Source organism: Phytohabitans maris, from assembly GCF_031085175.1.
Classification (GTDB): domain Bacteria; phylum Actinomycetota; class Actinomycetes; order Mycobacteriales; family Micromonosporaceae; genus Phytohabitans; species Phytohabitans maris.
The window spans coordinates 1-24,785 of sequence record NZ_JAVHUY010000026.1 but is presented as its reverse complement, the minus strand read 5'-3'; the positions used below and the strand labels follow the sequence as shown (position 1 = coordinate 24,785).

24 protein-coding genes are annotated in these 24,785 nt (G+C 71.9%); 4 read left to right on the top strand and 20 right to left on the bottom strand.

Annotated elements, in window-relative coordinates:
- Window positions 1-66: 66 nt before the first annotated feature.
- The 9 genes from secD to RB614_RS25610 all read right to left on the bottom strand — a co-directional run bounded on the left by secD (window position 67) and on the right by RB614_RS25610 (window position 9,622).
- Window positions 67-1,950 carry a protein translocase subunit SecD gene (secD, locus tag RB614_RS25650; protein WP_308715186.1) on the bottom strand — a complete coding sequence of 628 codons (1,884 nt, stop codon included), beginning with the start codon at window positions 1,948-1,950 and terminating at the stop codon, window positions 67-69.
- A 104-nt stretch (window positions 1,951-2,054) separates the two neighbouring features.
- A complete protein-coding gene (yajC, locus tag RB614_RS25645) occupies window positions 2,055-2,363 on the bottom strand; it encodes a preprotein translocase subunit YajC (protein ID WP_308715278.1) in 309 nt (102 codons plus the stop codon).
- Window positions 2,364-2,562: 199 nt separating this feature from the next.
- Window positions 2,563-3,618, bottom strand: a complete 1,056-nt coding sequence (gene ruvB / locus RB614_RS25640) for a Holliday junction branch migration DNA helicase RuvB (protein ID WP_308715185.1) — start codon at window positions 3,616-3,618, stop codon at window positions 2,563-2,565.
- Window positions 3,615-4,217 carry a Holliday junction branch migration protein RuvA gene (gene ruvA, locus RB614_RS25635; RefSeq protein ID WP_308715184.1) on the bottom strand — a complete coding sequence of 201 codons (603 nt, stop codon included), beginning with the start codon at window positions 4,215-4,217 and terminating at the stop codon, window positions 3,615-3,617. The genes ruvB and ruvA overlap by 4 nt, the downstream gene beginning before the upstream one ends.
- Window positions 4,214-4,738, bottom strand: a complete 525-nt coding sequence (gene ruvC / locus RB614_RS25630; RefSeq protein ID WP_308715183.1) for a crossover junction endodeoxyribonuclease RuvC — start codon at window positions 4,736-4,738, stop codon at window positions 4,214-4,216. Before ruvC ends, ruvA begins: the two co-directional genes overlap by 4 nt.
- A 92-nt stretch (window positions 4,739-4,830) precedes the next feature.
- Window positions 4,831-5,442 (bottom strand): TetR/AcrR family transcriptional regulator, encoded by a 612-nt coding sequence (locus tag RB614_RS25625; protein ID WP_308715182.1) that lies wholly within the window; start codon window positions 5,440-5,442, stop codon window positions 4,831-4,833.
- Window positions 5,443-5,452: 10 nt separating this feature from the next.
- The gene (locus RB614_RS25620) at window positions 5,453-7,024 is read right to left on the bottom strand and encodes an MFS transporter (protein ID WP_308715181.1); all 1,572 of its coding nucleotides are present in this window, start codon (window positions 7,022-7,024) and stop codon (window positions 5,453-5,455) included.
- 105 nt (window positions 7,025-7,129) lie between these two features.
- Window positions 7,130-8,164, bottom strand: coding sequence for an aminotransferase class V-fold PLP-dependent enzyme (locus RB614_RS25615; protein ID WP_308715180.1), 1,035 nt, complete (start codon window positions 8,162-8,164; stop codon window positions 7,130-7,132).
- A 93-nt stretch (window positions 8,165-8,257) separates the two neighbouring features.
- Window positions 8,258-9,622 carry a cation:dicarboxylate symporter family transporter gene (locus tag RB614_RS25610; protein ID WP_308715179.1) on the bottom strand — a complete coding sequence of 455 codons (1,365 nt, stop codon included), beginning with the start codon at window positions 9,620-9,622 and terminating at the stop codon, window positions 8,258-8,260.
- Window positions 9,623-9,724: 102 nt separating this feature from the next.
- Here RB614_RS25610 and RB614_RS25605 point away from each other — a divergent pair, with 102 nt between their 5' ends.
- Window positions 9,725-11,284 carry a sensor histidine kinase gene (locus RB614_RS25605; RefSeq protein ID WP_308715178.1) on the top strand — a complete coding sequence of 520 codons (1,560 nt, stop codon included), beginning with the start codon at window positions 9,725-9,727 and terminating at the stop codon, window positions 11,282-11,284.
- Window positions 11,281-11,955 carry a response regulator gene (locus tag RB614_RS25600; RefSeq protein ID WP_308715177.1) on the top strand — a complete coding sequence of 225 codons (675 nt, stop codon included), beginning with the start codon at window positions 11,281-11,283 and terminating at the stop codon, window positions 11,953-11,955. Before RB614_RS25605 ends, RB614_RS25600 begins: the two co-directional genes overlap by 4 nt.
- Before the next feature lie 444 nt (window positions 11,956-12,399).
- On the opposite strand, the gene RB614_RS25595 is transcribed toward RB614_RS25600, so the two are convergent.
- The 5 genes from RB614_RS25595 to pdxT form a co-directional block, all read right to left on the bottom strand.
- Window positions 12,400-13,569: a YncE family protein gene (locus RB614_RS25595; protein ID WP_428983112.1), complete on the bottom strand. Its 1,170-nt coding sequence runs from the start codon at window positions 13,567-13,569 to the stop codon at window positions 12,400-12,402.
- A gap of 58 nt (window positions 13,570-13,627) precedes the next feature.
- Window positions 13,628-14,032, bottom strand: a complete 405-nt coding sequence (locus RB614_RS25590; protein WP_308715175.1) for a PIN domain-containing protein — start codon at window positions 14,030-14,032, stop codon at window positions 13,628-13,630.
- A complete protein-coding gene (locus RB614_RS25585) occupies window positions 14,029-14,259 on the bottom strand; it encodes a type II toxin-antitoxin system VapB family antitoxin (protein ID WP_308715174.1) in 231 nt (76 codons plus the stop codon). The genes RB614_RS25590 and RB614_RS25585 overlap by 4 nt, the downstream gene beginning before the upstream one ends.
- A gap of 61 nt (window positions 14,260-14,320) precedes the next feature.
- Window positions 14,321-15,076, bottom strand: coding sequence for a YebC/PmpR family DNA-binding transcriptional regulator (locus tag RB614_RS25580; RefSeq protein ID WP_308715173.1), 756 nt, complete (start codon window positions 15,074-15,076; stop codon window positions 14,321-14,323).
- Complete coding sequence (gene pdxT / locus RB614_RS25575; RefSeq protein WP_308715172.1) at window positions 15,076-15,675, bottom strand: pyridoxal 5'-phosphate synthase glutaminase subunit PdxT; 600 nt, start codon at window positions 15,673-15,675, stop codon at window positions 15,076-15,078. The genes RB614_RS25580 and pdxT overlap by 1 nt, the downstream gene beginning before the upstream one ends.
- A 78-nt stretch (window positions 15,676-15,753) precedes the next feature.
- Here pdxT and RB614_RS25570 point away from each other — a divergent pair, with 78 nt between their 5' ends.
- On the top strand, window positions 15,754-16,167 hold the full coding sequence (locus RB614_RS25570; protein ID WP_308715171.1) for a hypothetical protein: 414 nt from the start codon (window positions 15,754-15,756) through the stop codon (window positions 16,165-16,167).
- A gap of 120 nt (window positions 16,168-16,287) precedes the next feature.
- On the opposite strand, the gene pdxS is transcribed toward RB614_RS25570, so the two are convergent.
- The 5 genes from pdxS to pgsA form a co-directional block, all read right to left on the bottom strand.
- On the bottom strand, window positions 16,288-17,253 hold the full coding sequence (pdxS, locus tag RB614_RS25565; RefSeq protein ID WP_308715170.1) for a pyridoxal 5'-phosphate synthase lyase subunit PdxS: 966 nt from the start codon (window positions 17,251-17,253) through the stop codon (window positions 16,288-16,290).
- A gap of 63 nt (window positions 17,254-17,316) precedes the next feature.
- Window positions 17,317-17,805 carry a hypothetical protein gene (locus tag RB614_RS25560; protein ID WP_308715169.1) on the bottom strand — a complete coding sequence of 163 codons (489 nt, stop codon included), beginning with the start codon at window positions 17,803-17,805 and terminating at the stop codon, window positions 17,317-17,319.
- A gap of 86 nt (window positions 17,806-17,891) precedes the next feature.
- Window positions 17,892-19,028: a glycosyltransferase family 4 protein gene (locus RB614_RS25555; RefSeq protein ID WP_308715168.1), complete on the bottom strand. Its 1,137-nt coding sequence runs from the start codon at window positions 19,026-19,028 to the stop codon at window positions 17,892-17,894.
- Window positions 19,029-19,041: 13 nt separating this feature from the next.
- Entirely contained in the window at window positions 19,042-19,968 is a 927-nt protein-coding gene (locus RB614_RS25550) for a phosphatidylinositol mannoside acyltransferase (RefSeq protein ID WP_308715167.1), read from the bottom strand.
- Complete coding sequence (gene pgsA / locus RB614_RS25545; protein WP_308715166.1) at window positions 19,965-20,585, bottom strand: phosphatidylinositol phosphate synthase; 621 nt, start codon at window positions 20,583-20,585, stop codon at window positions 19,965-19,967. The genes RB614_RS25550 and pgsA overlap by 4 nt, the downstream gene beginning before the upstream one ends.
- Before the next feature lie 214 nt (window positions 20,586-20,799).
- Here pgsA and RB614_RS25540 point away from each other — a divergent pair, with 214 nt between their 5' ends.
- Window positions 20,800-22,974 (top strand): elongation factor G-like protein EF-G2, encoded by a 2,175-nt coding sequence (locus tag RB614_RS25540; protein WP_308715165.1) that lies wholly within the window; start codon window positions 20,800-20,802, stop codon window positions 22,972-22,974.
- A 399-nt stretch (window positions 22,975-23,373) separates the two neighbouring features.
- On the opposite strand, the gene RB614_RS25535 is transcribed toward RB614_RS25540, so the two are convergent.
- On the bottom strand, window positions 23,374-24,717 hold the full coding sequence (locus RB614_RS25535; RefSeq protein WP_308714810.1) for an IS701 family transposase: 1,344 nt from the start codon (window positions 24,715-24,717) through the stop codon (window positions 23,374-23,376).
- Window positions 24,718-24,785 lie beyond the last annotated feature (68 nt).

Genomic DNA, 24,785 nt, shown 5'->3' with positions numbered 1-24,785 from the left:
TCCGGGCGGGCACGAGACTCCATGAGCGCTCCGCCTGATGATTCGCTCGCTGCGCTCGCTCATCGGCTACGCCTCCTTCACGCGCGGGTTGCGGGGCTTGGCCGGCTGCTCTCCGGGCTCCTTTTCCAGGACCCGGCCGAGGCCGCTGACCCGGGGCGAGAGGAACGCGCGGGTGCGCGCGAACATCGTCATGATCGGATGCCGGAAGAGGAAGACGACCACGAGGTCGAGCACGGTCGCGAGCCCGAGCGCGAACGCGAAGCCCTTCACCGTGCCGACCGACACGATGTAGAGGACCACGGCCGCCATCAGCGTGATCGCGTTCGCCGAGATGATCGTGCGGCGGGCCCGGGCCCACGCCCGCGGCACCGCGCTGCGCGGACTTCGACCCTCGCGTATCTCGTCCTTGAGGCGCTCGAAGTAGATGACGAACGAGTCCGCCGCCACACCGAGCGACACGATGAAGCCCGCGATGCCGGCGAGGTTGAGCGTGTAGCCGATCTGCCGGCCGAGCACGATCAGCGCGCCGAACACCAGCAGGCCGGAGAGGACCAGGCTCAGGAAGATCACGGTGCCGAGCAGGCGGTAGTAGAAGAACGAGTAGATGACGACCAGCAGCATGCCGATGCCCGCCGCCAGCAGACCGGCCTTCAGGTGCTCGGTGCCGAGCGTCGCCGAGACGTTCTGCACCTCGTTCTGCGTGAAGGTCAGCGGCAGCGCGCCGTAGCGGAGCTTGCCGGCCAGCTCGTTGGCGGTCTTGGAGTTGAAGCTACCGGTGATCTGCGAGTCGCCGGTGAGCACGCCCTGGATCTCGGGCGAGGAGATCACCTCGTTGTCGAGCACCACGGCGACGCGGCACTTGCCCTGGTCGCCGAGGGCCGAGGCGTCACAGGCGCCGCTGGTGTTCTCGTACGCCTCGCGGGTCAGCGCGGTCCACTTCTTCTGGCCGTCGCCGGTGAAGTCGAGCGAGACGACCCAGTCGCCGCCCTGCTGGTCGAGCACGCCGTTGGCGTCCGACACGTCCGTGCCGAGCACCTTGGCCACGTCGAGGAAGAGCTTTTGCGAGGCCTCGCAGGAGACCGCCTGCTTGGCCGGGTCCTGGATCGAGCCCGGCGGGCGGGCGTTGAGCTGGGCGCAGCCGATCGTCGGCACGTTGTACTGCATGTTCGGGTCGAGGACCGCCACCTCGGGCCCGTCCAGCGTGCTGAACTTCTCGAACTGCGCGGCGGCCGCCGGGTCGGTGCTCAGGTCCGGCGGGCTCTGCAGCGCGGCCGCCGCGGCCCAGGCGGCGTCGCCGACCTTGCGCTTCGCGTCGGCCAGCAGCTGCTCGGGCGTCCTGGTGCCGCTCTGGTCGGCCTCGGCCGTGCCGGTGCCGGTCGGGCTGGGCGCGGGCGTCGGAGTCGCCGAGGGGGACGCCGACGGGGCCGGGGCGCCACCGCCCTGGCCGCCGCTCGCCGAGGCGCTCGGGGTCGGGGTACCGGCCGCGGAGGGCGTGGGTGCCGCGGTGCCGGACGGCGTCGCGCTCGCCGAGGGCGCCACCGCCGCCGCGGCGTTGTCGACCGTGACCTTGATGACCTTGCGGAACCGCAGCTCGGCCGCCTGCCCGAGGTTGGCCAGCGCGTCGTCGCTCTCGCCGGCCAGCGAGACCACGATGTTTCGGTCGCCCTCGGTCACCACCTCGGCCTCGGAGACGCCGTACGCGTTCGCCCGGCTCTCGATGATCTGGCGGGCCTCTTCGAGCTGGTCGGCCTGGGGCGCCTGCCCGTTCGCCGTGGTGGCCGTGTAGCTCACCCGGCTGCCGCCGATGAGGTCGAGGCCGAGCTTGGGCTCGAGCCGGTCCATGAAGCTGCCGCTACCGCCGAGGAAGACCAGGAGGTAGAGGACGACGAAGAGCAGGGCGAGCACGGCCAGCTGCCGCCCTGGGCGCATCTGTCCCTGAGGTGGTGCCACGGCTGTCGGGTCTCCTGTGCGGTATCGATGTGGACCGGCCGGCGAGCCGGCGGCGTCTGGGCAGGGTCGAGCGGGTGGAGTGGGGGCGCCGCCCGCTCAGCGGATCAGTCCTTGGCGTCGGCCTCGTCGACGACCTTTTCGGCCGCCGGGACGTCCTGCGGCTCGGCGCCGCTCACGACGCGGGCGATGGCGGGGCGGGCGTAGCGGTTTTGCACACCGGGCGCGACCTCGAGCGTGACCGTCTCGTCGTCGACGCTCACCACGTGGCCGTAGAGGCCGCCGATCGTCACCACCTCCGCGCCGGGGCCGAGGGTCGCCTGCATCTGCTCCGCCTCGCGACGGCGCTTCTGCTGGGGACGGATCATCATGAAGTACATGACGCCGAACAGCAGGACGATCATGAGAATCGGCATGAAGCTGCCGGCGCCGCCGGAGTTTGCTGCCAAAGGCACGATAGATGACCTTCCAAGTGGACCCGCACCCGGCGCGGGGGCACCGGAGCGCAGGCATGATCTCACGTCCTGTACGGACCGCGGCGAAGTCTAGTCCCTGTCCCTGTGAACACCGAACTTGGCACAGATCACGTTCAGATCACGGGATATCCAGGAACGACTATGGCTCGGTCGAGAACAGGTCGGGCGCCGGGCTGGCCCCCGGCCCGAACGTACCATTTGGCGGCGTACGCCCGAGATGCTGCCAGGCCGCCTCGGTAGCGACCCGGCCACGGGGCGTACGCGCCAGGAGCCCGGCCCGCACCAGGAACGGCTCGCACACCTCCTCCACCGTGTCGGGCTGCTCCCCCACCGCGACGGCCAGCGTGGAGAGCCCCACCGGCCCACCCCGGAACGACTCCACCAGCGCGGTCAGCACCGCCCGGTCGAGCCGGTCGAGGCCGAGGCCGTCGACGTCGTACACCTGGAGAGCGGCCTTGGCGGTCTCCAGGCTGACCACGCCGTCGGCCCGGACCTCGGCGAAGTCCCGCACCCGGCGCAGCAGCCGGTTGGCGATCCGCGGGGTGCCCCGCGACCGGCCGGCGATCTCCGCCGCGCCCTCTTCGGTGATCGGGACGCCCAGGATCCGCGCCGACCGGTGCAGCAGCGTCCGCAGGTCGTCCGACGAGTAGAAGTCGAGGTGCGCGGTGAACCCGAACCGGTCGCGCATCGGCCCGGTCAGCAGCCCCGACCGGGTGGTCGCCCCGACCAGCGTGAACGGCTCGACGTCGAGCGGGATCGCGGTGGCCCCCGGCCCCTTGCCCACCACCACGTCGACCCGGAAGTCCTCCATCGCGCTGTAGAGCAACTCCTCGGCCGGCTTCGCGATCCGGTGGATCTCGTCGATGAAGAGCACGTCCCCCTCGGCGAGGCTGGTCACGATCGCCGCCAGGTCACCGGAACGCTCGATCGCCGGCCCGCTCGTCACCCGGATCCCCACCCCGAGCTCCGCCGCCACGATGTTGGCCAGGGTCGTCTTGCCCAAGCCGGGCGGGCCGGAGAGGAGGATGTGGTCGGGCGGGGCGCCGCGCCCCATCGCGCCGCGTAGCAGCAGGTCGAGCTGGTCGCGTACCCGGTGCTGGGCGATGAAGTCGGCCAGGCGCTTCGGGCGGACGCTGACCTCGGCGTCGCGCTCCGCCTCGCTCGCGTACGCCGAGACGATCCCGGGATCCGTCATCGCGTCTTACCGAGCAGGCGGATGGCCTGCTTGAGCAGTACCGGCACGGGCGGCGTGGTGCCGTCGACGGTCTCCGCGACCGCGGCCACCGCCTGCTCGGCCTGGGACGCGGTCCAGCCGAGCCCGACCAGGCCCTGCCGCACCTGCTCCTGCCAGGCGCCGACCAGTACCCCGGCGGTCTCGTCGGTGCCCACCGCGACCGGGCCGATGCGGTCACGCAGCTCCAGCACGAGGCGCTCGGCGCCCTTCTTGCCGATGCCCGGCACCCGGGTGAGCGTCGCGGTGTCGGCGGTGGCGATCGCCCGCCGCACCGTCTCCGGCGAGTGCACGGCCAGCACCGCCTGCGCGAGCCGGGGCCCGACGCCGCTGGCGGTCTGCAGCAGCTCGAAGAGCTGTTTCTCCTCGTCGTCGGCGAAGCCGTACAGGGTCAGCGAGTCTTCCCGGACCACCAGGCTGGTGGCGAGCCGGGCCTCGGCGCCCAGGCGCAGCCCGGCGAGCGTGCCGGGCGCGCACTGCACGGCGAGGCCGACCCCGCCCACCTCGATGACGGCTCCGTCCGGCGACACCGCCGCGACCCTGCCCCGCACGCTCGCGATCATCTCGCTCCTCCCCGCTGACGGGACGCGGCGGCCGCCAGCTTGGAACGGGTGCCGCCGCGCCAGATGTGGCAGATGGCCAGGGCGAGGGCGTCGGCGGCGTCCGCCGGGCGGGGCGGCGCGTCCAGCTTGAGCAGGCGGGTCACCATCGACGTGACCTGCGCCTTGTCGGCCTGGCCCGAACCGGTGATGGCCGCCTTGACCTCGCTCGGCGTGTACGTGCTGACCGGCAGCCCGGCCCGCGCGCCGGCGAGCACCGCGACCGCGCTGGCCTGTGCGGTGCCCATCACGGTGCGCACGTTGTGCTGGCTGAACACCCGCTCGACCGCGACGCTGCGCGGCTGGTGCTCGGCGACGAGGTCGGTGAGCGAGCGGTCGAGGTGGAGCAGGCGCAGGGCCAGGTCGTCGGCGGGATCGGTGTAGACCACGTAGTACGCGACCAGGGTGCACGGCCGGCCGGGCACGCCCTCCACCACGCCCACCCCGCACCGGGTCAGCCCCGGGTCGACGCCGAGCACGCGCACGCGACGACCCCCTCCCGACCCAGACACCACGTACGTGTGTTCGACACCCTAGCGGGTCGGGTGGCCCGCGCGGCGCACCGACACACGTACGGTCAGCGCGGGGTCATGCCGGCGAGCAGCGCGTCGACCACCCGCTCGGGCAGCGCCTCGTCGTCGACGTAAGGCTGCCGCTGCAGGACGCGCTGCGTCAGCAGGGGCCCGGTGAGCATCACCACGGCCAGCTCGACGTCGAGGTCGGCGCGGAGCTCGCCGGTGCGTACGCCGCGGCGCAGCACCTCGCGGGTCAGCTCCCGCCGGGGCTGCACGATCTCCTGGTAGACGGCCCACTGCTCGGGGCTACGGTGCACCTCCGGCACCAGACACGGCATGATCTTGGAAGCCCGCGGGTCGGCGTTGCGCCCGACGCCGCGCATCAGCAGCACCAGGTCGTCGCGGACCGACTCGCCCTTCGGCGTCGGCGGCTTGCCCTTGAGCCTGCGGAGGGCGTCGACCAGCAGCGCCTGCTTGCCCGACCACCGCCGGTAGATGGTGGCCTTGCCCACGCCGGCCTTGGCCGCGATCGCCTCGATGGACAGCGACTCGATCGTGCTGCCCTCGGCGAGCAGATCGAGCACCGCCTCGATGATCGCCTCATCTGCGCGGGTGCTCCGCGGTCGACCGGGCGACCGCGGAGCACTCTCGACGGCGGAGCTCATAGCATGCATCCTCGCCGATCTAGGACGCCGCTGCCAGTTCCGGCGCCGTGGCGGGCGCGTCGGCCGCCTGCGGCTCCGGCGCCGCCTTGCCCGGCATCCACCGCACCACCATCAGCACGCCGAGCGCGGCGACGACCGCGCCGATCCCGGCGGTCCAGTGCATGGCGGTCACGAAGGCGTCGTTGGCCGCGTTGATCACCGTGCCGCCGGCCGGGCCGAGGCGGTCGGCCACGCCGTACGCACCGGAGATCGACTCCTCCACCGCGTCGCGGGCCGGGCCGGGCAGCGCCTGGGCGGCGCCGTCGACCTGGCCGCGGTACACGCCGGCGAGCACCGAGCCGAGCACCGCGACGCCGAGCGCGCCGGCGACCTGGCGGATCGTGTTGGAGACGGCCGAACCGACGCCGGCCTTCTCCCGCGGCAGCGACGACATGATCGACTCCATCGCCGGCGGCATGATGTTGGCCATCCCGACGCCCTGGACGAAGAAGAACGCCATCGCGACCACGATCGGCGTGTCGACGCCGAGGAAGGCGAAACCGCCGATCCCGACCGCGGTGAGGCCGAGGCCGACCGCGGAGACGGCCTTGCCGCCGTACCTGCGGACCATGGCCGCGCTGCGCGGCGCGAACGCCATCTGCGCCACCGCGAACGGCAGCATCATCAGGCCGGTTTCCAGCGGGCTGAAGCCCCGCACCAGTTGCAGGTAGAAGGCGCTGAAGAAGAACACGCCCATGGCGGCGAAGAAAACCAGGCCGATCAGCGCCACCGGGGCCGCGAACCGCGGCACCTTGAAGAGGCGCACGTCCAGGGACGGGAACTCGATGCGCCGCTCGTACGCCACGAAGGCCGCGAGCACCACCAGGCCGCCGACGATGGCCGCCCACACGACGGGCCGGCCGAAGCCGTGCTCACCGCCGTCGATGATCCCGTACGACAGGGCGACGAGGCCCACGACGGAGAGCAGGACGCCGACGATGTCGATCCGGCCGGGGCGCGGGTCGCGCGACTCGGGCACCATCACGGTGACCGCGATCAGGCCGGCCGCGACGACCGGCACGTTGATCAGGAAGACCGAGCCCCACCAGAAGCTCTCCAGCAGCGCACCGCCGAGGATCGGGCCGATCGCGATGCCGAGGCCGACCGAGCCGGACCAGATGGCGATGGCGCGGGCGCGCTCGCGCGGGTCGAAGACGTTCGAGATGATCGAGAGCGTCACCGGCATGATCGCGGCGCCGCCGAGCCCCATCAGCGCGCGGGCCCAGATCAGCTGGTCGGCCGACTGGGCGTACGCGGACAGCAGCGAGGCCAGCCCGAAGAGCGCGAGGCCGGCGGTGAGCATCCGCTTGCGGCCGAACCGGTCGCCGAGCACGCCGGCGGTGAAGAGCATGCCGGCGAAGACCAGCGTGTACGAGTTGATGGACCACTCCAGCTCACCCTGGCTGGCCCCCAGGCCGTGCACCGGGTCGGCCAGCGTACGCAGCGCGACGTTGAGCACGGTGTTGTCGAGGACCACCACGAGGAGGCTGATGACGAGGACCCCCAGGATGGCCCAGCGCCTCGGGTGTCCGGTGTTGACTTGCGGTTGCACTAGGCGTGCTCCCCCCCGATACGGAACGGTCTCGTATTTATCCGCGGACGACGCTACGCCGGTCGCTAGCGATACGGAACCGTCTCGTATTTAAAGTGCGCACCGTCACAGCAGCGCGTCGAGGGCCATGTCGACGTCGGCCTCCGTGGAGTACACGTGGAAGGAGGCCCGCACGCGACCGGCCCGCACCGCCGCGCGGACGCCGGCCCGGCGCAGCCGCTCCTCGGCCCCCGGCACGTCGACCGTGACGATCGCGCTGCCGCCCGGCGGGCGGCCGAGCCCGGCCAGGAAGCGGTCGGCCAGCGCGATGTCGTGCGCGCCGATCCGGGCGACCCCGATCCGCTCGATCAGGTCGAGCGCCGGCACCACCCCCACGCAGCTGAACCACGCCGGCGAGATGTCGAACCGCCGCGCGTCGCCGGCCAGCCGCAGCGGCGGCCCGTAGTACGCGTCGTGCACGTCCTCCCCCGCGAACCACCCGGCCGCCGCCGGCGTCAGCCGCTCGCGCAGCGCGGGCGCCAGGTAGGCGAAGGTCAGGCCGCGCGGCCCCATCAGCCACTTGTACGTCGAGACGGCGACCGCGTCGGCCAGCCCCGCGTCGAAGGGCAGCCACCCGCAGGCCTGCGTCGCGTCGACCACGACCAGGGCGCCGTGCGCGCGGGCGGCGGCCACGATCTCGCGGTACGCGGCGACCGTGCCGTCCGATGACTGCACCAGGCTGAACGCGACCAGGTCGGTGTCCGCGTCGACCGCGGCGGCGAGCTTGTCGGCCGGCACGGTGCGCACCCGCACGCCCCGCGCCTCCTGGGCCAGCCACGGGAAGAGGTTCGAGGTGAACTCGATCTCCGGCACCACCACCCGCGCGCCGGCCGGCAGCGCGGCGGCGACCGGCGCGAGCACCTGCGACACCGTCGCGCCCGCGGCCACGTCGGTGGCGGGCACGGCCATGATCCGGGCGACGGCTTCGCGGGCCAGTCCGGTCGCGTCGCCCCAGCCTTCCCATGAGGTACGCCCGGCGCGCCAGTCGCCCAGCGCCCGCTGCAACGCGTCCCAGGCGGGTCGGGGCGGGAGCCCGTAGCTCGCGGTGTTGAGCCAGCCCGGCTCCGCGTCCCACAGCCGCTGCGCCTCGACGAGATCCATGCGTTCCAGGCTATGCCCGCCGCGCCGGTCTCCACCCGTGATCGAAGCTCCCCTCAAGTCGTTCTAACGGCTTCAGGGGAGCTTCGATCACCTTTAGTGGGTCCCCACGGGGGCCGGTGCGGGCGAGACCGGCACCGGGTCGGCGGGGTCGTCGTCGAGCATGGTGGTCTCGTCGAAGGGGGCGTCGCCGGCGAGCACCGACGGGGCGCGGGCGCGGTCGAACTCGCCGGTCCACGTTCCGATGAGGACGGTCGCGACCGCGTTGCCGGCGAAGTTCGTGAGGGCGCGCGCCTCCGACATGAAGCGGTCGATGCCGACGATCAGGCCGACCCCGTCGACCAGGTCCGGGCGGTGGCTCTGCAGGCCGCCGGCGAGCGTGGCCAGGCCGGCGCCGGTGATGCCGGCCGCGCCCTTCGACGCGATGATCATGAAGAGCAGCAGGGAGATCTGCTCGCCCACCGACAGCGGGTCGCCCATGGCCTCGGCCACGAAGAGCGAGGCCATCGTCAGGTAGATCGCGGTGCCGTCCAGGTTGAACGAGTACCCGGTCGGCACCGTGATCCCGACGACCGGCTTGCTGACCCCGAAGTGCTCCATCTTGGCGATCAGCCGGGGCAGCGCCGACTCGGACGACGAGGTGGAGAGGATCAGCAGGAACTCGCGGCCCAGGTACCGCAGCAGCGCGAAGATGTTGATCCGGGCGACCACCCACAGCAGCGCCGCGAGGATGACGAAGACGAAGATCGCGCAGGTGGCGTAGAAGCCGAGCATGATCTGGGCGAGGCTCTTGAGCGCGTCCACGCCGGTCGCGCCGACCACGGCGGCCATCGCGCCGAACGCGCCGACCGGGGCGAGCCACATGATCATCGTGAGGATGCGGAAGACCAGCCGCTGGATCACGCCGACGGCGCGGAGCACCGGTTCGCCGCGCGTGCCCATCGCCTGTACCGCGAAGCCGACGAGCAGCGCCACCAGCAGCGTCTGCAGCACCTCCCCCTCGGTCAGCGCGGAGACCAGCGAGGTGGGGACGATGCCGAGCAGGAAGTCGGCCAGCCCCTCGTCCGGCGCGTCGCTGGCCGCGTCCTGGCCGGCCTCGGCGGCGGTACCGGTCAGGTCGAGGCCCGAACCGGGGTGGACGACGTTGCCGACGACCAGGCCGATCGCCAGCGCCACAGTGGACATGACCAGGAAGTAGCCGAGCGCGAGCCCGCCCACCCGGCCCACCTTGGCCGCCTGGCGTACCGAGCCGACGCCCAGCACGATCGTGCAGAAGATGACCGGGCTGATCATCATCTTGATCAGCGCCACGAAGCCGGTGCCGATCGGCTTGAGCTCCTTGGCCACGTCCGGCACCAGCAGGCCGAGGGTCACGCCGGCCACGACGGCGACGACCACGGCGATGTAGAGGAAGTGCGTACGGTCCCGCCGTACCCGCGGGACGGGGGTCTGGGTGTCCATGGCGGAGACTGTGGTCTGGGTCTCACCGGAAAACACCGTTACGTTCATTCTGTTCACCGGCGGGACCTGGGACGGAAACAGCTCGATGACACGCAGATCTCGATGACACGCAGATGGAGCATCGCGGGGCAGCTCTTCGCCCTCCAGGTGCTGGTCGTGACGCTCCTCGTGGCGGGCGGTACGGCCGGTGCCGTCCTGCTCGCGCGGGACGACGCCCGCGACGCGGCGGCCGAGGAGGTGACCTCCGTGGCGCAGACCGTGGCCCGCGCCCCGTTCGTCGCCGAGGCGCTCGCCTCCCCCGACCCGACCCGCCGCCTCCAGCCGTACGCGGAGAGCACCCGGACCGCGACCGGCACCGACTTCGTCGTGGTGATGGCGCCCGACCGCACCCGGTTCACCCACCCCAACCGCGACCTGATCGGCAAGCCGTTCATCGGCACGGTCGACGGCGCGCTCGCCGGCGGCCACGTCGTCGAGGTGTACACCGGCACGCTCGGTGAGTCGGTGCGCGCGGTGGTCCCGGTCCACGGCGACGGCGGCGCGGTCGTCGGCCTCGTCTCCGTCGGCATCACCACCGAGGCGATCAACCGCAAGCTGCTGCGCCAGGCGCCCGCGGTGGGCTCGGCCACCGTGGCGGCGCTCGCTCTCGCCGGGGTCGGGGCGTGGCTGCTCAGCCGCCGCCTCCGCCGCCAGACGCACGGCCTCGGACCGGCCGAGATGACCAGGATGTACGAGTACTACGACGCCGTCCTCCACTCCGTCCGGGAAGGGCTCGTGGTGGTGGACCGGGGCGGGCGGGTGGCGCTGGTCAACGACGAGGGGCGGCGACTGCTCGGCCTGCCCGAGGGGGTGGCCGACCGCCGCGTCGGCGAGCTCGACCTGCCGCCCGCCGTCGGCGACCTGCTCGCCTCCGGCCGCCCCGCCGCCGACGAGCCGCTGCTGGCCGGCGACCGGGTGCTGGTCGCCAACCAACAGGTGACCCGCTTCGAGGGGCGGCCGCTCGGCACGGTGCTCACGCTGCGCGACCACACCGAGCTGCGCGCGCTGACCGGCGAGCTGGACTCGGTACGCGGCCTGACCGAGGCGCTGCGCGCCCAGGCCCACGAGGCCGCCAACCGGCTGCACACGGTACTCACGCTGGTCGAGCTGGGGCGCGCGGACGACGCGGTACGGCTGGCGACCGAGGAGCTGGCCCTCGCCCAGCAGCTCACCGACCGGGTGGTGGGCGCGGTGACCGAGCCGGCGCTGGCCGCCCTGCTGCTGGGCAAGTCGGCGCAGGCCAGCGAGCGCGGCGTCGAGCTGGTGGTGGACGCGGAGTCCAGACTGGACGGTGAGCCGCTGCCCGCCCGCGACCTGCTGACCGTGGTCGGCAACCTGGTCGACAACGCGCTCGAGGCGGTGGCCGGCACCGAGCCGCCGCGCCGGGTCACCGTGCTCGTCCAGGCGACCGCCGAGCGGGTACTCGTGCGGGTCACCGACACCGGACCCGGGCTGCCGGCCGAGCAGGTGGCGGACGCCTTCCGGCGCGGCTGGTCGACCAAGCGGGAGGGGCGCGGGCTGGGGCTCGCCCTGGTCGGCCAGGTCGTCGAGCGCTACGGCGGCGGGTACGAGGTCTCGACGAGCGGCCCCACGGTCTTCACCGTGCGGCTCCCGGTGCCGTGACCATCCGGGTCCTCGTCGTGGAGGACGAGCCGCTGATCGCCGACGCGCACCGGGAGTACACCGAGCGGGTGGCGGGCTTCACGGTGGTCGGCGTGGCCCACTCCGCCCGGGAGGCGCTCGCCGTGCTGCGGGCCGAGCCGGTCGACCTCGTACTCCTGGATCTGAACCTGCCGGACCGGCACGGCCTGGAGGTCTGCCGGGCGCTGCGCGCGGCGGGGAGCGCGACCGACGTCCTGGCGGTGACCTCCGCGCGCGACATCGCGATGGTCCGGGCCGCGGTGGCGCTGGGCGTGACGCACTACCTGCTGAAGCCGTTCACGTTCGCGGCGTTCCGGGACAAGCTGGCCGCGTACGCCCGCTACCGCGCCCACGTGCAGGCGGCGGGTGAGGTGGCCGCGCAGCACGAGGTCGACCGGGTCTTCGCCGCGCTGCGCGGCGGCCCGGCGGCGTCGCTGCCGAAGGGGCTGGACGCCGGCACGCTCGACCGGGTGCTGGCCGCGCTGCGCGCGTCCGTGACGCCGCTCTCCGCGGCGGAGGTGGCGGGCGTGACCGGCACGTCGCGGGTCACCGCCCGCCGCTACCTGGAGCATCTCGCGGAGACCGGCCGGGTGGAACGCGCCTCCCGGTACGGCGGACCGGGCCGGCCCGAGGTGGAGTACGTGATCGCTTAGGCGATCTATTCCAAGGTATGAGCTACCGCGATGCCCGTCGTGGTCCGGACCCAACGCCACTGACGCTGATTCGATCAAGGCCGTGTGCTGGGCACGCTCAGCAGCGTCAGGCTGTTGACCGGCCCGGGCCGGGCCGCGATCGATCAAGGACAGCACCGGGCGGACGTCGAGATCGTGGTACGCAGTTGCCCTCAGGCGGGCCGATCCGTACCACGATCTGCTGGGACGGTCCCGATCTCAAGCGGTGACCTCGGGGTCGAGGTCCCGTGCGCCCTCCCTCGATCGCCGTCGGGGATCGGTCGGCTCGTGGCCGTCGACCAAGGACCGAATCTCTGCTCAGCGGTACTGGAAGTACGTTATGAGGCCGCCATAACGTACTTCCAGTACCGCTGAGCGAGCCCACCCTTGGAATAGATCATCTAGGGGTCGCCGCCTCCGCCGCCGTCAGCGGATGTTGCCGGTGTGGCCGAGCGAGTAGCGGCCGGGCTGGGGCCAGATCGTGAGGCCGTGCGGGCCGGCGCCGACCGGGATGCGGGCGAGGAGCCGGCCGTCCTTCGTGCTCAGCGCGTAGACCTCGTCGTCGTAGCGCCCGGAGAGCCACAGCACCGTGCCGTCGGCGGAGACGCCACCCATATCCGGACTGCCTCCGCCCGGAATCCGCCACTTGGTGACCGGCTTGAGCGTGGCGGTGTCGAGCAGCGTGACGGAGCCCTCGCCCCGGTTGGAGATGTACGCGCGGGCGCCGTCCCGGCTGAAGTAGATGCCGTGCGCGCCCTTGCCGGTCGGGATGAAGCCGGTGCGTTTGGCGGCCGCGCCGTCGAAGACGTACACCCCGTCGGCGTGCATGTCGGCGACGAGGAAGTGCTTGCCGTCCGGGGTGAGCCGGGTGTCCTGCGGCATCCCGTGCGGCACCACGTCGAGGTCGAACTGCCGCACCTTCTCGTGCGACACCCCGTCGAGCACGATCATGCGGTTGGCGAACTCGCAGCTCACCAGCATCGTCCGGGTGTCCGCCGAGTAGTCCAGGTGGTTGATGCCGGCGCACTCGGGAAAGCTCAGCGACTTGGTCCGCTTCCACGTGGCGGGGTCGTAGAAGTCCAGCCGCTTGTACGCCTCGGCGACCACGATCGCCTGCGTGCCGTCCGGCGTGAAGTACAGGTTGTACACGTCCTGCACGTTGATCAGCTTGCCCGACTTACCGGTCCGCGGGTCGATCGGCACCAGCCCGCCGGTCGGCACCCGGCTGGAGGCGACGTAGAGGGTGCCGAGGTCGTAGGCGGGTACCACGTGCTGCGGCTCCGGCCCGCCGTAGAACCGGTCCACCACCTTGTACGTCTTGGGGTCGATGACGGTGACGTCGTCACTGGCGGTATTGGGCACGTAGACCAGCTCGCGGTGCCCGCGCACGGCCTCGCTGAGCATGCCCGGCCCGGCGGCGGCGTAGACGTTGCCCCCGATCCCGGGACCGGCGGACGGGCTTGGGCTTGGGCTTGAGCTGGCGCTGGGGGCGACGTCTCGGGCGCTGTCGGCCGCATCGTCACTGTCGTCGCCGCATGCGGCGAGGAGGGCGAGCACGAGGCATCCGGCCAGCGCCGGCCTGATAGTCGACACCATCCGACCTTAGCCGGTTTGACCCTTTTGCCCGCCCTCGTTTCCCCAAAAACCAGGACGATCAGGGCAAGGTACTGATCCGCTGCTGCCTCAGCTCAGGGACGAAGCGAGCGATCGTCTCGAAGTCGCCATCCTCGTGCAGCAGGATCAGCTTCAACCGGATCGCCGTCGCCGCCACGACGTAGTCGGCCACCGACATACCCTTGTGAGCGCTGCGCCGCGCAAGATCACGGCGGATGGCGGCGACAAGATCCCAGATGTTGTCCGGAATCGTCGCCCACGGGTAGTGGTCCCGTAGTTTGTCCTCGACGCTCTGGTACTTCTTGGCATCCGCGATAAGCAGCGTCTCGGCGAGCACTGGCTCACAGATGGTGACGAGCCCTCGCTCCACCAACTTGTCCCAATGCGTGTCGGCCTTGTCCCGCTCGATACGGACAAGCGCGCTCGTGTCAGCGAGATACTTCACTTGTCGGCCTCCTCGATCGCGTCCCAGTCGAACGCGCCTTCAGCCGACATCCGCCGTATCTCTTCGAGTGCCTTGCGGCGCACGTGCCGTTTGGCCATCACGTATTCGCGCAGCACGATGTTTAGGGTCTCGTTGCGGGACATCGTGCCCGTGCCGCGCATCGCCTCGGCGAGGAGCTCCTCGTCGAGCTCCGGCTCGGTGTCTTTCTCAAGTGACGTATCGGTCATGGTCACCTCCTCTCGCCAAATTAGGGCCGGACGAGTTGGGCGGTAGACCCCAAGAATAGGCTCAGCCGACGGCGGCCATGACCTCGTCGGAGACGTCGAAGTTGGCGTACACGTTCTGCACGTCGTCGCAGTCTTCGAGCACGTCGATCAGCTTGAAGACCTTGCGCGCGCCCTCCTCGTCGAGCGGTACGTTGACCGACGGCACGAAGGAGGACTCGGCCGACTCGTACTCGATGCCGGCGTCCTGCAGGGCGGTGCGGACGGCGAGCAGGTCGGTCGGCTCGCTGACCACCTCGAACGCCTCGCCCAGGTCGTTGACCTCCTCGGCGCCGGCGTCCAGCACGGCGGTGAGCACGTCGTCTTCGCTCGGGCCGCCGGCGGCCCGCGGGACGATGACCACGCCCTTGCGGCTGAACATGTACGCCACCGAGCCGGCGTCGGCCAGCGAGCCGCCGTTGCGGGTCAGGGCGGTGCGCACCTCGGTCGCCGCGCGGTTGCGGTTGTCGGTCAGGCACTCGATGAGGATGGCGACGCCGTTCGGCCCGTACCCCTCGTACGTGACGGTCTGCCAGTCGGCGCCGCCGGCCTCCAGGCCGGAGCCGCGCTTGACGGCGCGGTCGATGTTGTCGTTGGGCACCGAGTTCTTCTTCGCCTTCTGGATGGCGTCGAAGAGCGTGGGGTTGCCGGCCGGGTCGCCGCCGCCCGTGCGCGCCGCCACCTCGACGTTCTTGATGAGGCGGGCGAAGAGCTTGCCGCGCTTGGCGTCGATGACCGCCTTCTTGTGCTTGGTCGTCGCCCACTTTGAGTGGCCGGACATTACCCCTCCGTCACGTTAAGCCCCGCGCGCACCATTTCCACGAAGTGGCGGTGGACCCTGAGGTCGCCGGTCAACTCCGGGTGGAAGGCGGTGGCGAGCAGACTGCCCTGCCGAACCGCGACAATCCTACCGGCGGCGCGCCCCAGCACCTCCACCCCCTCGCCGACGCTCTCCACCCAGGGTGCGCGGATGAAGACCGCGTGGAACGGCTCCTCGAACGGGCTGAGCGTGACCGGCCCCTCGAACGAGTCGACCTGCCGCCCGAACGCGTTGCGACGCACGGTCATGTCGATGCCGCCGAACGACTGCTGGTCGGGGCGGCCGTCGAGGACCCGCCCGGCCAGCATGATCATGCCGGCGCAGGAGCCGTACGTGGGCATGCCTCCGGCGATGCGCTTGCGGATCGGCTCCAGCAGGCCGAACTCGATCGAGAGGTTGCTCATCGTCGTCGACTCGCCGCCCGGGATCACCAGGGCATCGACGGAGTCCAGCTCGGACGGGCGGCGTACGGCGGTCGCGGTCGCCCCGCACTCGCGCAGAGCGCGCAGGTGCTCGCGGACGTCGCCCTGCAGGGCGAACACGCCGATCACCGGCGCCATATCGACCAACTCCTTATCCTGTGGGGCGTGACATCCTGTGCCGCGTGACATCCTGTGCCGCGTGACATCCTGTGCGGCGTGACCCCACCCCCGGTGCCACCCCGTTCCGACGCCACGATCGTCATGCGGATCCTCGCCACACCGCTGACCTGGCTCGGCGCCCTGCTGCTGCTCTGCCTCAGCGTCGTCCCGGCGGTCGCGCTCGGCGACGCCAACGCCACCCTGGCCAACTGGCTGCCGCTCGGCGTCTTCGTCCTCCTGCTGCTGGCCGCGCTGGCGATCCTGCGGCGCTGGGTCGACCCGCGCGACTGGGTCCCGACCGACGTGGTGGTCTGGCTCGTGGTCCTGTACGCGCTGATCCCGCTCGGTGAGGAGCTGGACCTGGACGGCGGCGCGGCCGTCGCGCTCACCCTCGCCGGCCTGGCCCTCGCGGCCGCGACCACCGCGCGGCTCGTGGTCTTCCACATGCGCCGCTACCGCCGGAAGCGGTAAGGCCGCCGGAGGCGCTAAGGCCGCCGGAAGCGCTGAGGCCAGCCGAGCCGGTGAGGCCGGCGAAAGCAGTGAGGCCGCCGGAAGCGGTGAGGCTGGCGGGGGCGCTGAGGCGAGCGGCGCTCACCAGCCGCGCTCCGCCAGCCGGTGCGGCTGCGGGATGTCGTCGACGTTGATGCCGACCATCGCCTCGCCGAGGCCGCGCGAGACCTTGGCGATCACGTCGGGGTCGTCGTGGAACGTGGTGGCCTTGACGATCGCGGCCGCGCGCTGGGCCGGGTTGCCGGATTTGAAGATGCCCGAGCCGACGAAGACGCCCTCGGCGCCGAGCTGCATCATCATCGCGGCGTCGGCCGGGGTGGCGATGCCGCCCGCGGTGAAGAGCACGACCGGCAGCTTGCCCGCCTGGGCCACCTCGCGGACCAGGTCGTACGGCGCCTGGAGCTCCTTGGCCGCCACGTACAGCTCGTCTTCCGGCAGCGAGGTGAGGCGCTTGATCTCGGCCCGGATCTTGCGCATGTGGGTGGTGGCGTTGGAGACGTCGCCGGTGCCCGCCTCGCCCTTGGAACGGATCATCGCGGCGCCCTCGGTGATGCGGCGCAGCGCCTCGCCGAGGTTGGTGGCTCCACATACGAACGGCACGGTGAACGCCCACTTGTCGATGTGGTTGGCGTAGTCGGCGGGGGTGAGCACCTCGGACTCGTCGACGTAGTCGACGCCGAGCGACTGGAGCACCTGGGCCTCGACGAAGTGCCCGATGCGCGCCTTGGCCATCACCGGGATGGAGACGGCGGCGATGATGCCGTCGATCATGTCGGGGTCGCTCATCCGGGAGACGCCGCCCTGGGCCCGGATGTCGGCGGGCACCCGCTCCAGCGCCATGACCGCGACCGCGCCGGCGTCTTCGGCGATCTTGGCTTGCTCGGGGGTGACCACGTCCATGATGACGCCGCCCTTGAGCATCTCGGCCATGCCGCGCTTGACGCGGGCGGTGCCGGTGGCGGGCGCGGTCGACGTGCCCCCGGAAAGCGACGCGCCGGCGGGCGACGTGCCGGCAGCAAGCGACGACGAAGGAGTGATCTCGGCCATGACCTGCAGTTTATCGCCGGCCGGGGCGGCCTCCCACAGCCAATCGCACCCAAGGTGGCCTGCTCAGGGCAGCGGGGTCGGCACCGCCGCGGGGGCGAGGATCGGGTCGTCGATGTCGAAGTACTCCGGCTCGGGGTGCCGCCGCGTCATCCGCAACAGCCGCACCACCCGCCTCCGGCGCAGCGACAGCGCGTCGCGTACCAGGTCGGTGTGGACCTGCCGGGCCACCGCGAGCCGCCGGCTCGCCGCGACCAGTGCCTCGGCGTCCTCGTCGAGGGGGATGGTCCGCAGCTGGCGGGTGAGGTCGTTTTCCGCGGCCTCCCGCTCTTCCGGCGGGCTGTCCAGCGCGATCCGGGCCGCCGCGTAGAGCTCGACCGCCGAGCGCTCCTCGGCGAGCACCGCCGCCGCGGCCGCCCGCCGCAGCAGGTGCGCGTCGAGCGCCTTCGCCGCTGCCGCCGCGCGGGCGTGCAGCCGGTCGACGCGGGCGGCGGTCCAGGTCAGGTACGTCGACACGAGCACCACGACGGTGACGACGCCGACCACCCACCACATGACCGCATGGTAGAGGGGTCGCGGGACCTTCCTGCTTCTGGTGGGGAGCCGCGGCCGCCCACGACGGTGCTCGACCCGAATTCCACTCAGGGAACTTCCTGGTCGATCACCCTTCCGTCGGTGGCCTCGATCGCGGTCGCGTAGACCTCCAGCACCCGTTCCGCGATCACCGGCCAGTCGAACTCGGTGACCACCTCGCGCGCCGCCGCGGCCAGCGCGGACCGGCGTGCGGGGTCGTCCAGCAGCTCGCCGACCCGGGCGCCGAGCGCGGCCGCGTCGCCGACCGGGAAGAGGACGCCGGCCCGCCCGCCGTCCAGCACCCGGCGGAACGCGTCCAGGTCGCTGGCGACGATCGCGGTGCCGGCCGCCATCGCCTCGGTCAGGATCATGCCGAACGACTCGCCGCCGGTGTTCGGCGCCACGTACACGTCGACGCTGCGCAGCATCCGCGCCTTGTCCTCTTCGGACACCTTCCCCAGGTACGTGACGCGGCCGTGCAGCTCCGCCGGCAGCCCGTCGAGCAGCTCCTCCCGCTCGCCCGGCCCGGCGACCAGCAGGCGCAGCCCGGGGCGGGTGGCGGCCAGGTCGGCGTACGCGGTGCGGAGCAGCCCGAACCCCTTGCGCGGCTCGGTGAACCGGCCGAGGAAGCCGACCGCCCCGCCCTCGCCCGGCCACCCGGGCAGCGGCGCGGCGCCGGCGAACTTGGCGACCGCCACCCCGTTCGGGATCTCCACCGCGCCGCCGCCGACGTGCTCGACCTGCACCTTGCGGGCGAGCGCGCTGACCGCGATGCGCGCGGTGATCCGTTCCAGGACGAGCTGGAGCAGGCCCTGCGCGGCGGCCATCGCCCGGGACCGGGTCATCGCGGTGTGGAACGTTGCCACCACCGGCCCGCGCGCGGAGAGCACGGCGAGCATCGACAGGCTCAGCGAGAACGGCTCGTGCACGTGCAGCACGTCGAAGTCGCCGCGGGCCAGCCACCGCCGTACCCGGGCGGTCGAGACCGGGCCGAAGCTGATCCGGGCCACCGAGCCGTTGTACGGGAAGGGGACCGAGCGGCCGGCGGCCACCACGTACGGCGGGAGCGGGGCGTCCTCGTCGGCCGGCGCGAGCACGCTCACCTCGTGCCCGAGCGCGATCAGCGCCTCGGCGAGGTCCATGACGTGGTTTTGCACGCCGCCGGGGACGTCGAAGGAGTACGGGCACACGATGCCGACGCGCATGTGCCCCCTCCCCCTAGACCCGCTGCGCTGTCGCCGGGCTGTCCAGCCACAGCCGCTGCAGCATGTGCCAGTCTTCCGGATGCCGGGCGATACCCGCGGCCAGCCCGTCGGCCACCTGCTGGGTGAGCGCCCGGACCCGCTGGTCGAGCGGGCCTTCGGTGGGGGGTCGGAGGGGCTGGGAGAGCTCACCGTGGGCGCGCTCCGCGTCGTACCACATGGTGACGGTGTAGAGCGGGGCGCCGGTGCGGAGGGCGAGCAGCGCGGGGCCGGCCGGCATCCGGGCCCGGCCGCCGAAGAACGTCACCTCGACGCCGCGCGCGGACAGGTCGCGGTCGGCCAGCAGCGGTACGACGAAACCCTGGCCGAGGCGTTCGACCAGCAGATCGAAGGGGGGCCGGTCACCCCCGTCGGTGGGGATGATCTCCATGCCCAGACCCCGGCGGTACGCGAGGAAGCGCTGGTAGAGGCTCTCCGGCTTGAGCCGCTCGGCGACCGTGGCGATCGGCCAGCCCTTGGCGGCGACCCAGGCGCCCGCGGCGTCCCAGTTGCCGGCGTGCGGCAGCGCCACCACCGCGCCCCGCCCGGAGGCCACGTCGGCGCCGAGCCGGTCCTCGCCGCCGAGGGCGAAGTCGTCGAGGATCTGCGCCGTGGAGCGGGAGGGCAGCCGGAACGCGTCCATCCAGTACCGGGCGTACGAGCGCAGCCCGCGGCGTACCAGATCGTCGAGCTCGCCCTCCGGCAAGTCGGGGCCGACGACGCGGCGCAGGTTGCCGGCCAGCCGGGTGGCGCCCTTGCCCCGCTTGCGCGCCGCCCAGTCGGCGCCCGCCCGGAAGGCCGCCGCCGCGACCGGCCGGGGCAGGGCCCGGACCAACCGCCAGCCGGCGGCGTACCCGAGCTCGGCCGCGCTGAGCCAGCCGTTTCGCTCGCTGCGCTCGCTCATGCCGGTGTTTGGGTCTGCGCTTGCTTGTACACGTGTGCGATGCGCTGCCCTACGGTGACCACGGAGAGCGCCGCGAGGATCCACAGCGCGGCCGGCAGCGCCCACTCCAGCCCGATGATCGTGAGCAGCCCGCCCACGCCGACGCTGAGCAGCCGCTCGGGCCGCTCGGCGATGCCGACGTTGCAGGTCATGCCGAGGCCCTCGGCGCGCGCCTTGACGTACGAGACGATCTGCCCGACGGCCAGGCAGAGCAGCGCGGCGACCATGCCCCAGCGGTCGTCCTGGCCGGCCAGGTAGTACGCGACCGAGCCGAAGATGCCGGCGTCGGCCACCCGGTCCATCGAGGAGTCCAGGAACGCGCCGAAGCGGGTCGACCCGCCCTTCATCCGCGCCATCGTGCCGTCGAGGAAGTCGGTGAGTGCGAACACCACAATGATCACGAGGGCGACCAGGAGCTGGCCGCGGGCCGCGAATCCGATGGCGCCGACCAGCACGCCGATCGTGCCGGCCACCGTGACGGTGTTCGGCGTGATGCCCGCGCGGAGGAGGGCGCGGGCGATGGGCTCGACGACGGAGCTGAGGGCCGTCCGAGCGGACACACGGAAGATCTTCGCCATGGCGGCTCTCACGATACGGCCCGCGTGCCGGCCCGACCTCACAGGGCGAAGGACCTGACTTCGTGCGTCGGGCTTGTGTACAGCGTGTTGCGGGTGTGGGATCGAAGGGCGAACGTGATGTGGCTCACTGGTGTTGGTCGCCGCTTCGTGGCGCCTGGCGCCGGACACTCACGCTCCCGCGAAGGCACGCCCGCTGCTTAGGGAGGTTCTGGCGATGGCGCAGAAGAGTCAGGAGAAGGGAGTCACCGGCCCCGCGCCGGTGGTGGACGCACCCGGCAGGGTACGCAACGTGGTGCTCGTCGGCCATTCCGGCGCCGGGAAGACGACTCTGGTCGAGGCGTTGCTCACCGCGACCGGCACGATCCCCCGGGCGGGCAGCGTCACCGAGGGCACCACGGTCTGCGACCACGATCCCGCCGCGGTCAAGCAGCAGCGGTCGGTGAGCCTGGCGTGCGCGCCGCTCATCCACAACGATGTCAAGGTCAACCTGCTCGACTCCCCCGGATACGCGGACTTCGTCGGTGAGCTGCGCGCCGGGCTGCGCGCCGCCGACGCCGCCCTCTTCGTGGTCTCGTCGGTCGACGGCATGGACGCCGCCACCGCCGCCCTGTGGGAGGAGTGCGCCTCCGTCGGCATGCCCCGCGCGGTCGCCGTGACCCGGCTCGACCACCAGCGGGCCGACTTCGACGAGACGGTGGCGCTGTGCCAGCGGGTCTTCGGCGACAACGTACTCCCGCTGTACCTGCCGATGCTGGGAGACGACGGCGAGTCCACCGTCGGCCTGATGGGCCTGATCACCAAGCGGGTCTTCGACTATTCGCCCGGACAGCCGGCCGGCGGCTACCCGCCGCAGGTCCGCGACCCCGACCCGGAGCACCTGCCCGCGATCGAGGAGGCGCGCAACGAGCTGATCGAGGGCATCATCGCCGAGTCCGAAGACGAGACGCTGATGGAGCGCTACCTCGGCGGCGAGGACATCGAGGTCGAGGTGCTCATCGCCGATCTGGAGAAGGCGGTCGCCCGCGGCCACTTCTACCCGGTCGTACCGGTCTGCGCGCAGACCCAGGTGGGGCTCGACGCGCTGCTGGAGCTGCTCACCGCCGCGTTCCCGACGCCGCAGGAGCACGACCTGCCCGCGGTCACCGGCGTCGACGGGTCGCCGCAGCCGCCGCTGACCTGCGACCCGGAGGGGCCGCTGGTCGCCGAGGTGGTCAAGACCACCATCGACCGCCACGTCGGGCGGGTCTCCCTGGTGCGGGTCTTCTCCGGCACTCTCCGCCCGGAGGCCACGGTGCACGTGTCCGGGCACGGCATGGAGGAGCGCGGCCACCCCGACCACGACGCGGACGAGCGGATCGCGCACATCTACGCCCCGCTGGGCGCGACGCTGCGCGAGGTGCCCGCCGCGATCGCCGGCGACATCTGCGCGATCACCAAGTCGGGCAGCGCGGAGACCGGCGACACGATCTCGCTCAAGGAGCAGCCGCTGCTGGTCGAGCCCTGGGAGATGCCCGAGCCGCTGCTGCCGGTGGCGATCGTGGCGAAGAGCCGGGCCGACGAGGACGCGCTCGCCAAAAACCTGGGCCGGCTCGTCGCCGGCGACCCGACCATGCGCCTGGAACGCAACCCGGAGACCCACCAGCTCGTCCTCTGGTGCATGGGCGAGGCCCACGCCGACGTGGTGCTGGACCGCCTGCGCGCCGGCGGCGTCGAGCTGGAGACCGAGCCGGTGCGGGTGGCGCTGCGGGAGACGTTCGCGACCGGGTCGTCCGGGCACGGGCGGCACGTCAAGCAGTCCGGCGGCCACGGCCAGTACGCGGTCTGCGACATCAAGGTCGAGCCCCTGCCCCGCGGCAGCGGCTTCGAGTTCATCGACAAGATCGTGGGCGGCGTGGTCCCGCACAACTACATCCCGTCGGTGGAAAAGGGCGTCAAGGCCCAGATGGAACGCGGTATCGTCGCCGGCTACCCGGTGGTCGACCTGCGCATCACGCTCTTCGACGGCAAGGCGCACAGCGTCGACTCCTCGGACGCGGCGTTTCAGACGGCGGGCGCGATGGCGCTCAAGGACGCCGCCGAAAAGGGCCACCTGACCCTGCTGGAGCCGGTCGACGAGATCGTGATCCGCGTACCGGACTCGTTCGTCGGTGCGGTCATGTCGGACATGTCGGGTCGGCGCGGCCGGGTGCTCGGCACCGAGCCCGACCAGACCGGCACCGAGCGCACGCTGGTCCGCGCCGAGGTCCCCGCGACGGAGCTGGTCCGCTACGCCGTCGAGCTGCGCTCCATGACCAGCGGCGCCGGCACCTTCACCAGGACCTTCGCCAGGCACGAACCCATGCCCACCCACCTGGCCGACCAGGTCAAGAAAGAACACGCTTCCGCCTGACCCGCCCGACTCGCCTCGATGGGTTGATCAGGGAGTTCGTCGCGCGTGTCGCCGGCGCGTCACGTCACGAACTCCCTGATCAACCGCGGGAGCGGGGGTGGGTGAGCAGGGCGGTCACCGCCGCCGCGGCGTCTGGCGCCAGGGGGCCTTTGGCGAGCGCGCCCGCGTTCTCCTCGACCTGGGCGACCGCGTTGTATGCGGGCTTACGCCCGACGCCGCATGGCGCCGCCTGGGCCCGGCGCAGCCCGGCAAGGAATTTGATACAGGCCCTAGTAGTGCTTTGTTAGGTAACTCGAGATTGGTTGTGGTGTAAGGGTTTCACGGTTTGGTGGCATGTGGGGCAGGCGCCGGTCCAGGTCGCGAGGAGGTATTGCAGCTCGCGGATGACCTTGTAGAGGGTCAGGCCGGCGCAGCCGCTTTTGGGTCGTGTCGCAGCAGGGTGATGAACAGGTGCGCGGCGGTGACCAGGGTGACGTGGCGGTGCCAGCCGGTGAAGGAGCGGCCTTCGAAGTGGTCCAGGCCGAGGCCGGTTTTCAGTTCGCGGTAGTCGTGTTCGATCCGCCAGCGGATCTTCGCGGTGCGGATCAGGTCGACGGGGTCGGTGTCGGCGGGTTGGCTGGATAGCCAGTAGGTGACCGGTTCGGCCTCGTCGTCGGGCCATTCCGCGATCAGCCACCGCTCGGGCAGGCTGCCGTCGGGGTTGCGGGGGATGCGGTGCCCAGCCGGACGGACCCGTAGGAACACGAACTGTGAGCTGAGGATGCCTTTGCTGCCTTCGCGCCAGGTGACCGTGGTCGCGGCATCGCGGCCGGCGTCGAGCACGTGCCGGGCAATGCTGGCCGCGTCGTCGGGGTAGTCCGGGCGGGTCGGTGGGCGGCCGTGCCCGGACCACGTGGGTGGCGCGGGTTCCGCGTCGGACCGGTGGGCGAGGGTTTCGCCTTTGACCTGGACGCTGTAGAGGATGCCGCGTTCGTCGAGCGCGGCCCGGAACGGGCCGCTGTCGCCGTAGCCGGAGTCGGCGGTGACCAGGGGTGGTCGCAATCCGTGTGCAGCGAGCCCGTCGATCATCTCGATTGCCAGTATCCACTTCGGACGGTGGCCCTCATCCTCCGGAATCGCGGCCTTGCGGCGCCGCCGCCGCGCGGTCTCGGTCGCGGCAGCGGCGACCGCATCAACATCGACCTCGGCCGGTTCGACAGACGCGGTGGCCCGCGGTGCATTCGTCAACGTCTTACGCTGCTTGGCCTTGGCCGCCTTGACCGCGGCCGGTCCGGCCTTGGCGGCGTCCCAGGACTCCGGCAGGAACAGCCGCCAGTCCAGCGGGCACGACGCCGTATCGGTGACCGCGTGGACGCTGACCCCGATCTGGCAGTTGGCGACCTTGCCCAGGGTGCCGGAGTACTGCCGGGCCACCCCGGGCGAGCCGGTGCCGTCCTTCGGGAACCCGGTGTCATCGAACACCCACGCGACCGGGTCGATCAACTCTACCGCCCGCTCGGCCAGCCGCGCCCGCACCGCCATGGTGTCCCACGTCGACGTGGTCACGAACTGCTGCAGCCCCTGATGATCCACGCCGAGCCGGGCCGCCATCGGCTGCATCGACTTACGCCGCCCGTCCAGCAACAGCCCCCGCAGATACGTCTCGCCCTTGACCCGCTGGTCAGACCGGGCCAAGGGCGTGAACACGTCCGCCGCGAACGCCTCCAGGCGTTGCCGCACAACCGAAAGCTCATCCGGAGTCACCGAAGCATGAAACTACCCGCACCACCCCGACGACCCCACGACACGCCGACCTAACAAAGCACTACTAG

Bases quoted from the DNA above. Each gene is read 5' to 3' on its own strand.
- yajC (WP_308715278.1), bottom strand. From the start codon at position 2,363: ATGCCGATTCTCATGATCGTCCTGCTGTTCGGCGTCATGTACTTCATG.
- ruvB (WP_308715185.1), bottom strand. From the start codon at position 3,618: ATGACGGATCCCGGGATCGTCTCGGCGTACGCGAGCGAGGCGGAGCGC.
- ruvA (WP_308715184.1), bottom strand. From the start codon at position 4,217: ATGATCGCGAGCGTGCGGGGCAGGGTCGCGGCGGTGTCGCCGGACGGA.
- RB614_RS25625 (WP_308715182.1), bottom strand. From the start codon at position 5,442: ATGCATGCTATGAGCTCCGCCGTCGAGAGTGCTCCGCGGTCGCCCGGT.
- RB614_RS25615 (WP_308715180.1), bottom strand. From the start codon at position 8,164: ATGGATCTCGTCGAGGCGCAGCGGCTGTGGGACGCGGAGCCGGGCTGG.
- RB614_RS25610 (WP_308715179.1), bottom strand. From the start codon at position 9,622: ATGGACACCCAGACCCCCGTCCCGCGGGTACGGCGGGACCGTACGCAC.
- RB614_RS25605 (WP_308715178.1), top strand. From the start codon at position 9,725: ATGACACGCAGATGGAGCATCGCGGGGCAGCTCTTCGCCCTCCAGGTG.
- RB614_RS25595 (WP_428983112.1), bottom strand. From the start codon at position 13,569: ATGGTGTCGACTATCAGGCCGGCGCTGGCCGGATGCCTCGTGCTCGCC.
- RB614_RS25585 (WP_308715174.1), bottom strand. From the start codon at position 14,259: ATGACCGATACGTCACTTGAGAAAGACACCGAGCCGGAGCTCGACGAG.
- RB614_RS25580 (WP_308715173.1), bottom strand. From the start codon at position 15,076: ATGTCCGGCCACTCAAAGTGGGCGACGACCAAGCACAAGAAGGCGGTC.
- pdxT (WP_308715172.1), bottom strand. From the start codon at position 15,675: ATGGCGCCGGTGATCGGCGTGTTCGCCCTGCAGGGCGACGTCCGCGAG.
- pdxS (WP_308715170.1), bottom strand. From the start codon at position 17,253: ATGGCCGAGATCACTCCTTCGTCGTCGCTTGCTGCCGGCACGTCGCCC.
- RB614_RS25560 (WP_308715169.1), bottom strand. From the start codon at position 17,805: ATGTGGTGGGTGGTCGGCGTCGTCACCGTCGTGGTGCTCGTGTCGACG.
- RB614_RS25555 (WP_308715168.1), bottom strand. From the start codon at position 19,028: ATGCGCGTCGGCATCGTGTGCCCGTACTCCTTCGACGTCCCCGGCGGC.
- RB614_RS25550 (WP_308715167.1), bottom strand. From the start codon at position 19,968: ATGAGCGAGCGCAGCGAGCGAAACGGCTGGCTCAGCGCGGCCGAGCTC.
- pgsA (WP_308715166.1), bottom strand. From the start codon at position 20,585: ATGGCGAAGATCTTCCGTGTGTCCGCTCGGACGGCCCTCAGCTCCGTC.
- RB614_RS25540 (WP_308715165.1), top strand. From the start codon at position 20,800: ATGGCGCAGAAGAGTCAGGAGAAGGGAGTCACCGGCCCCGCGCCGGTG.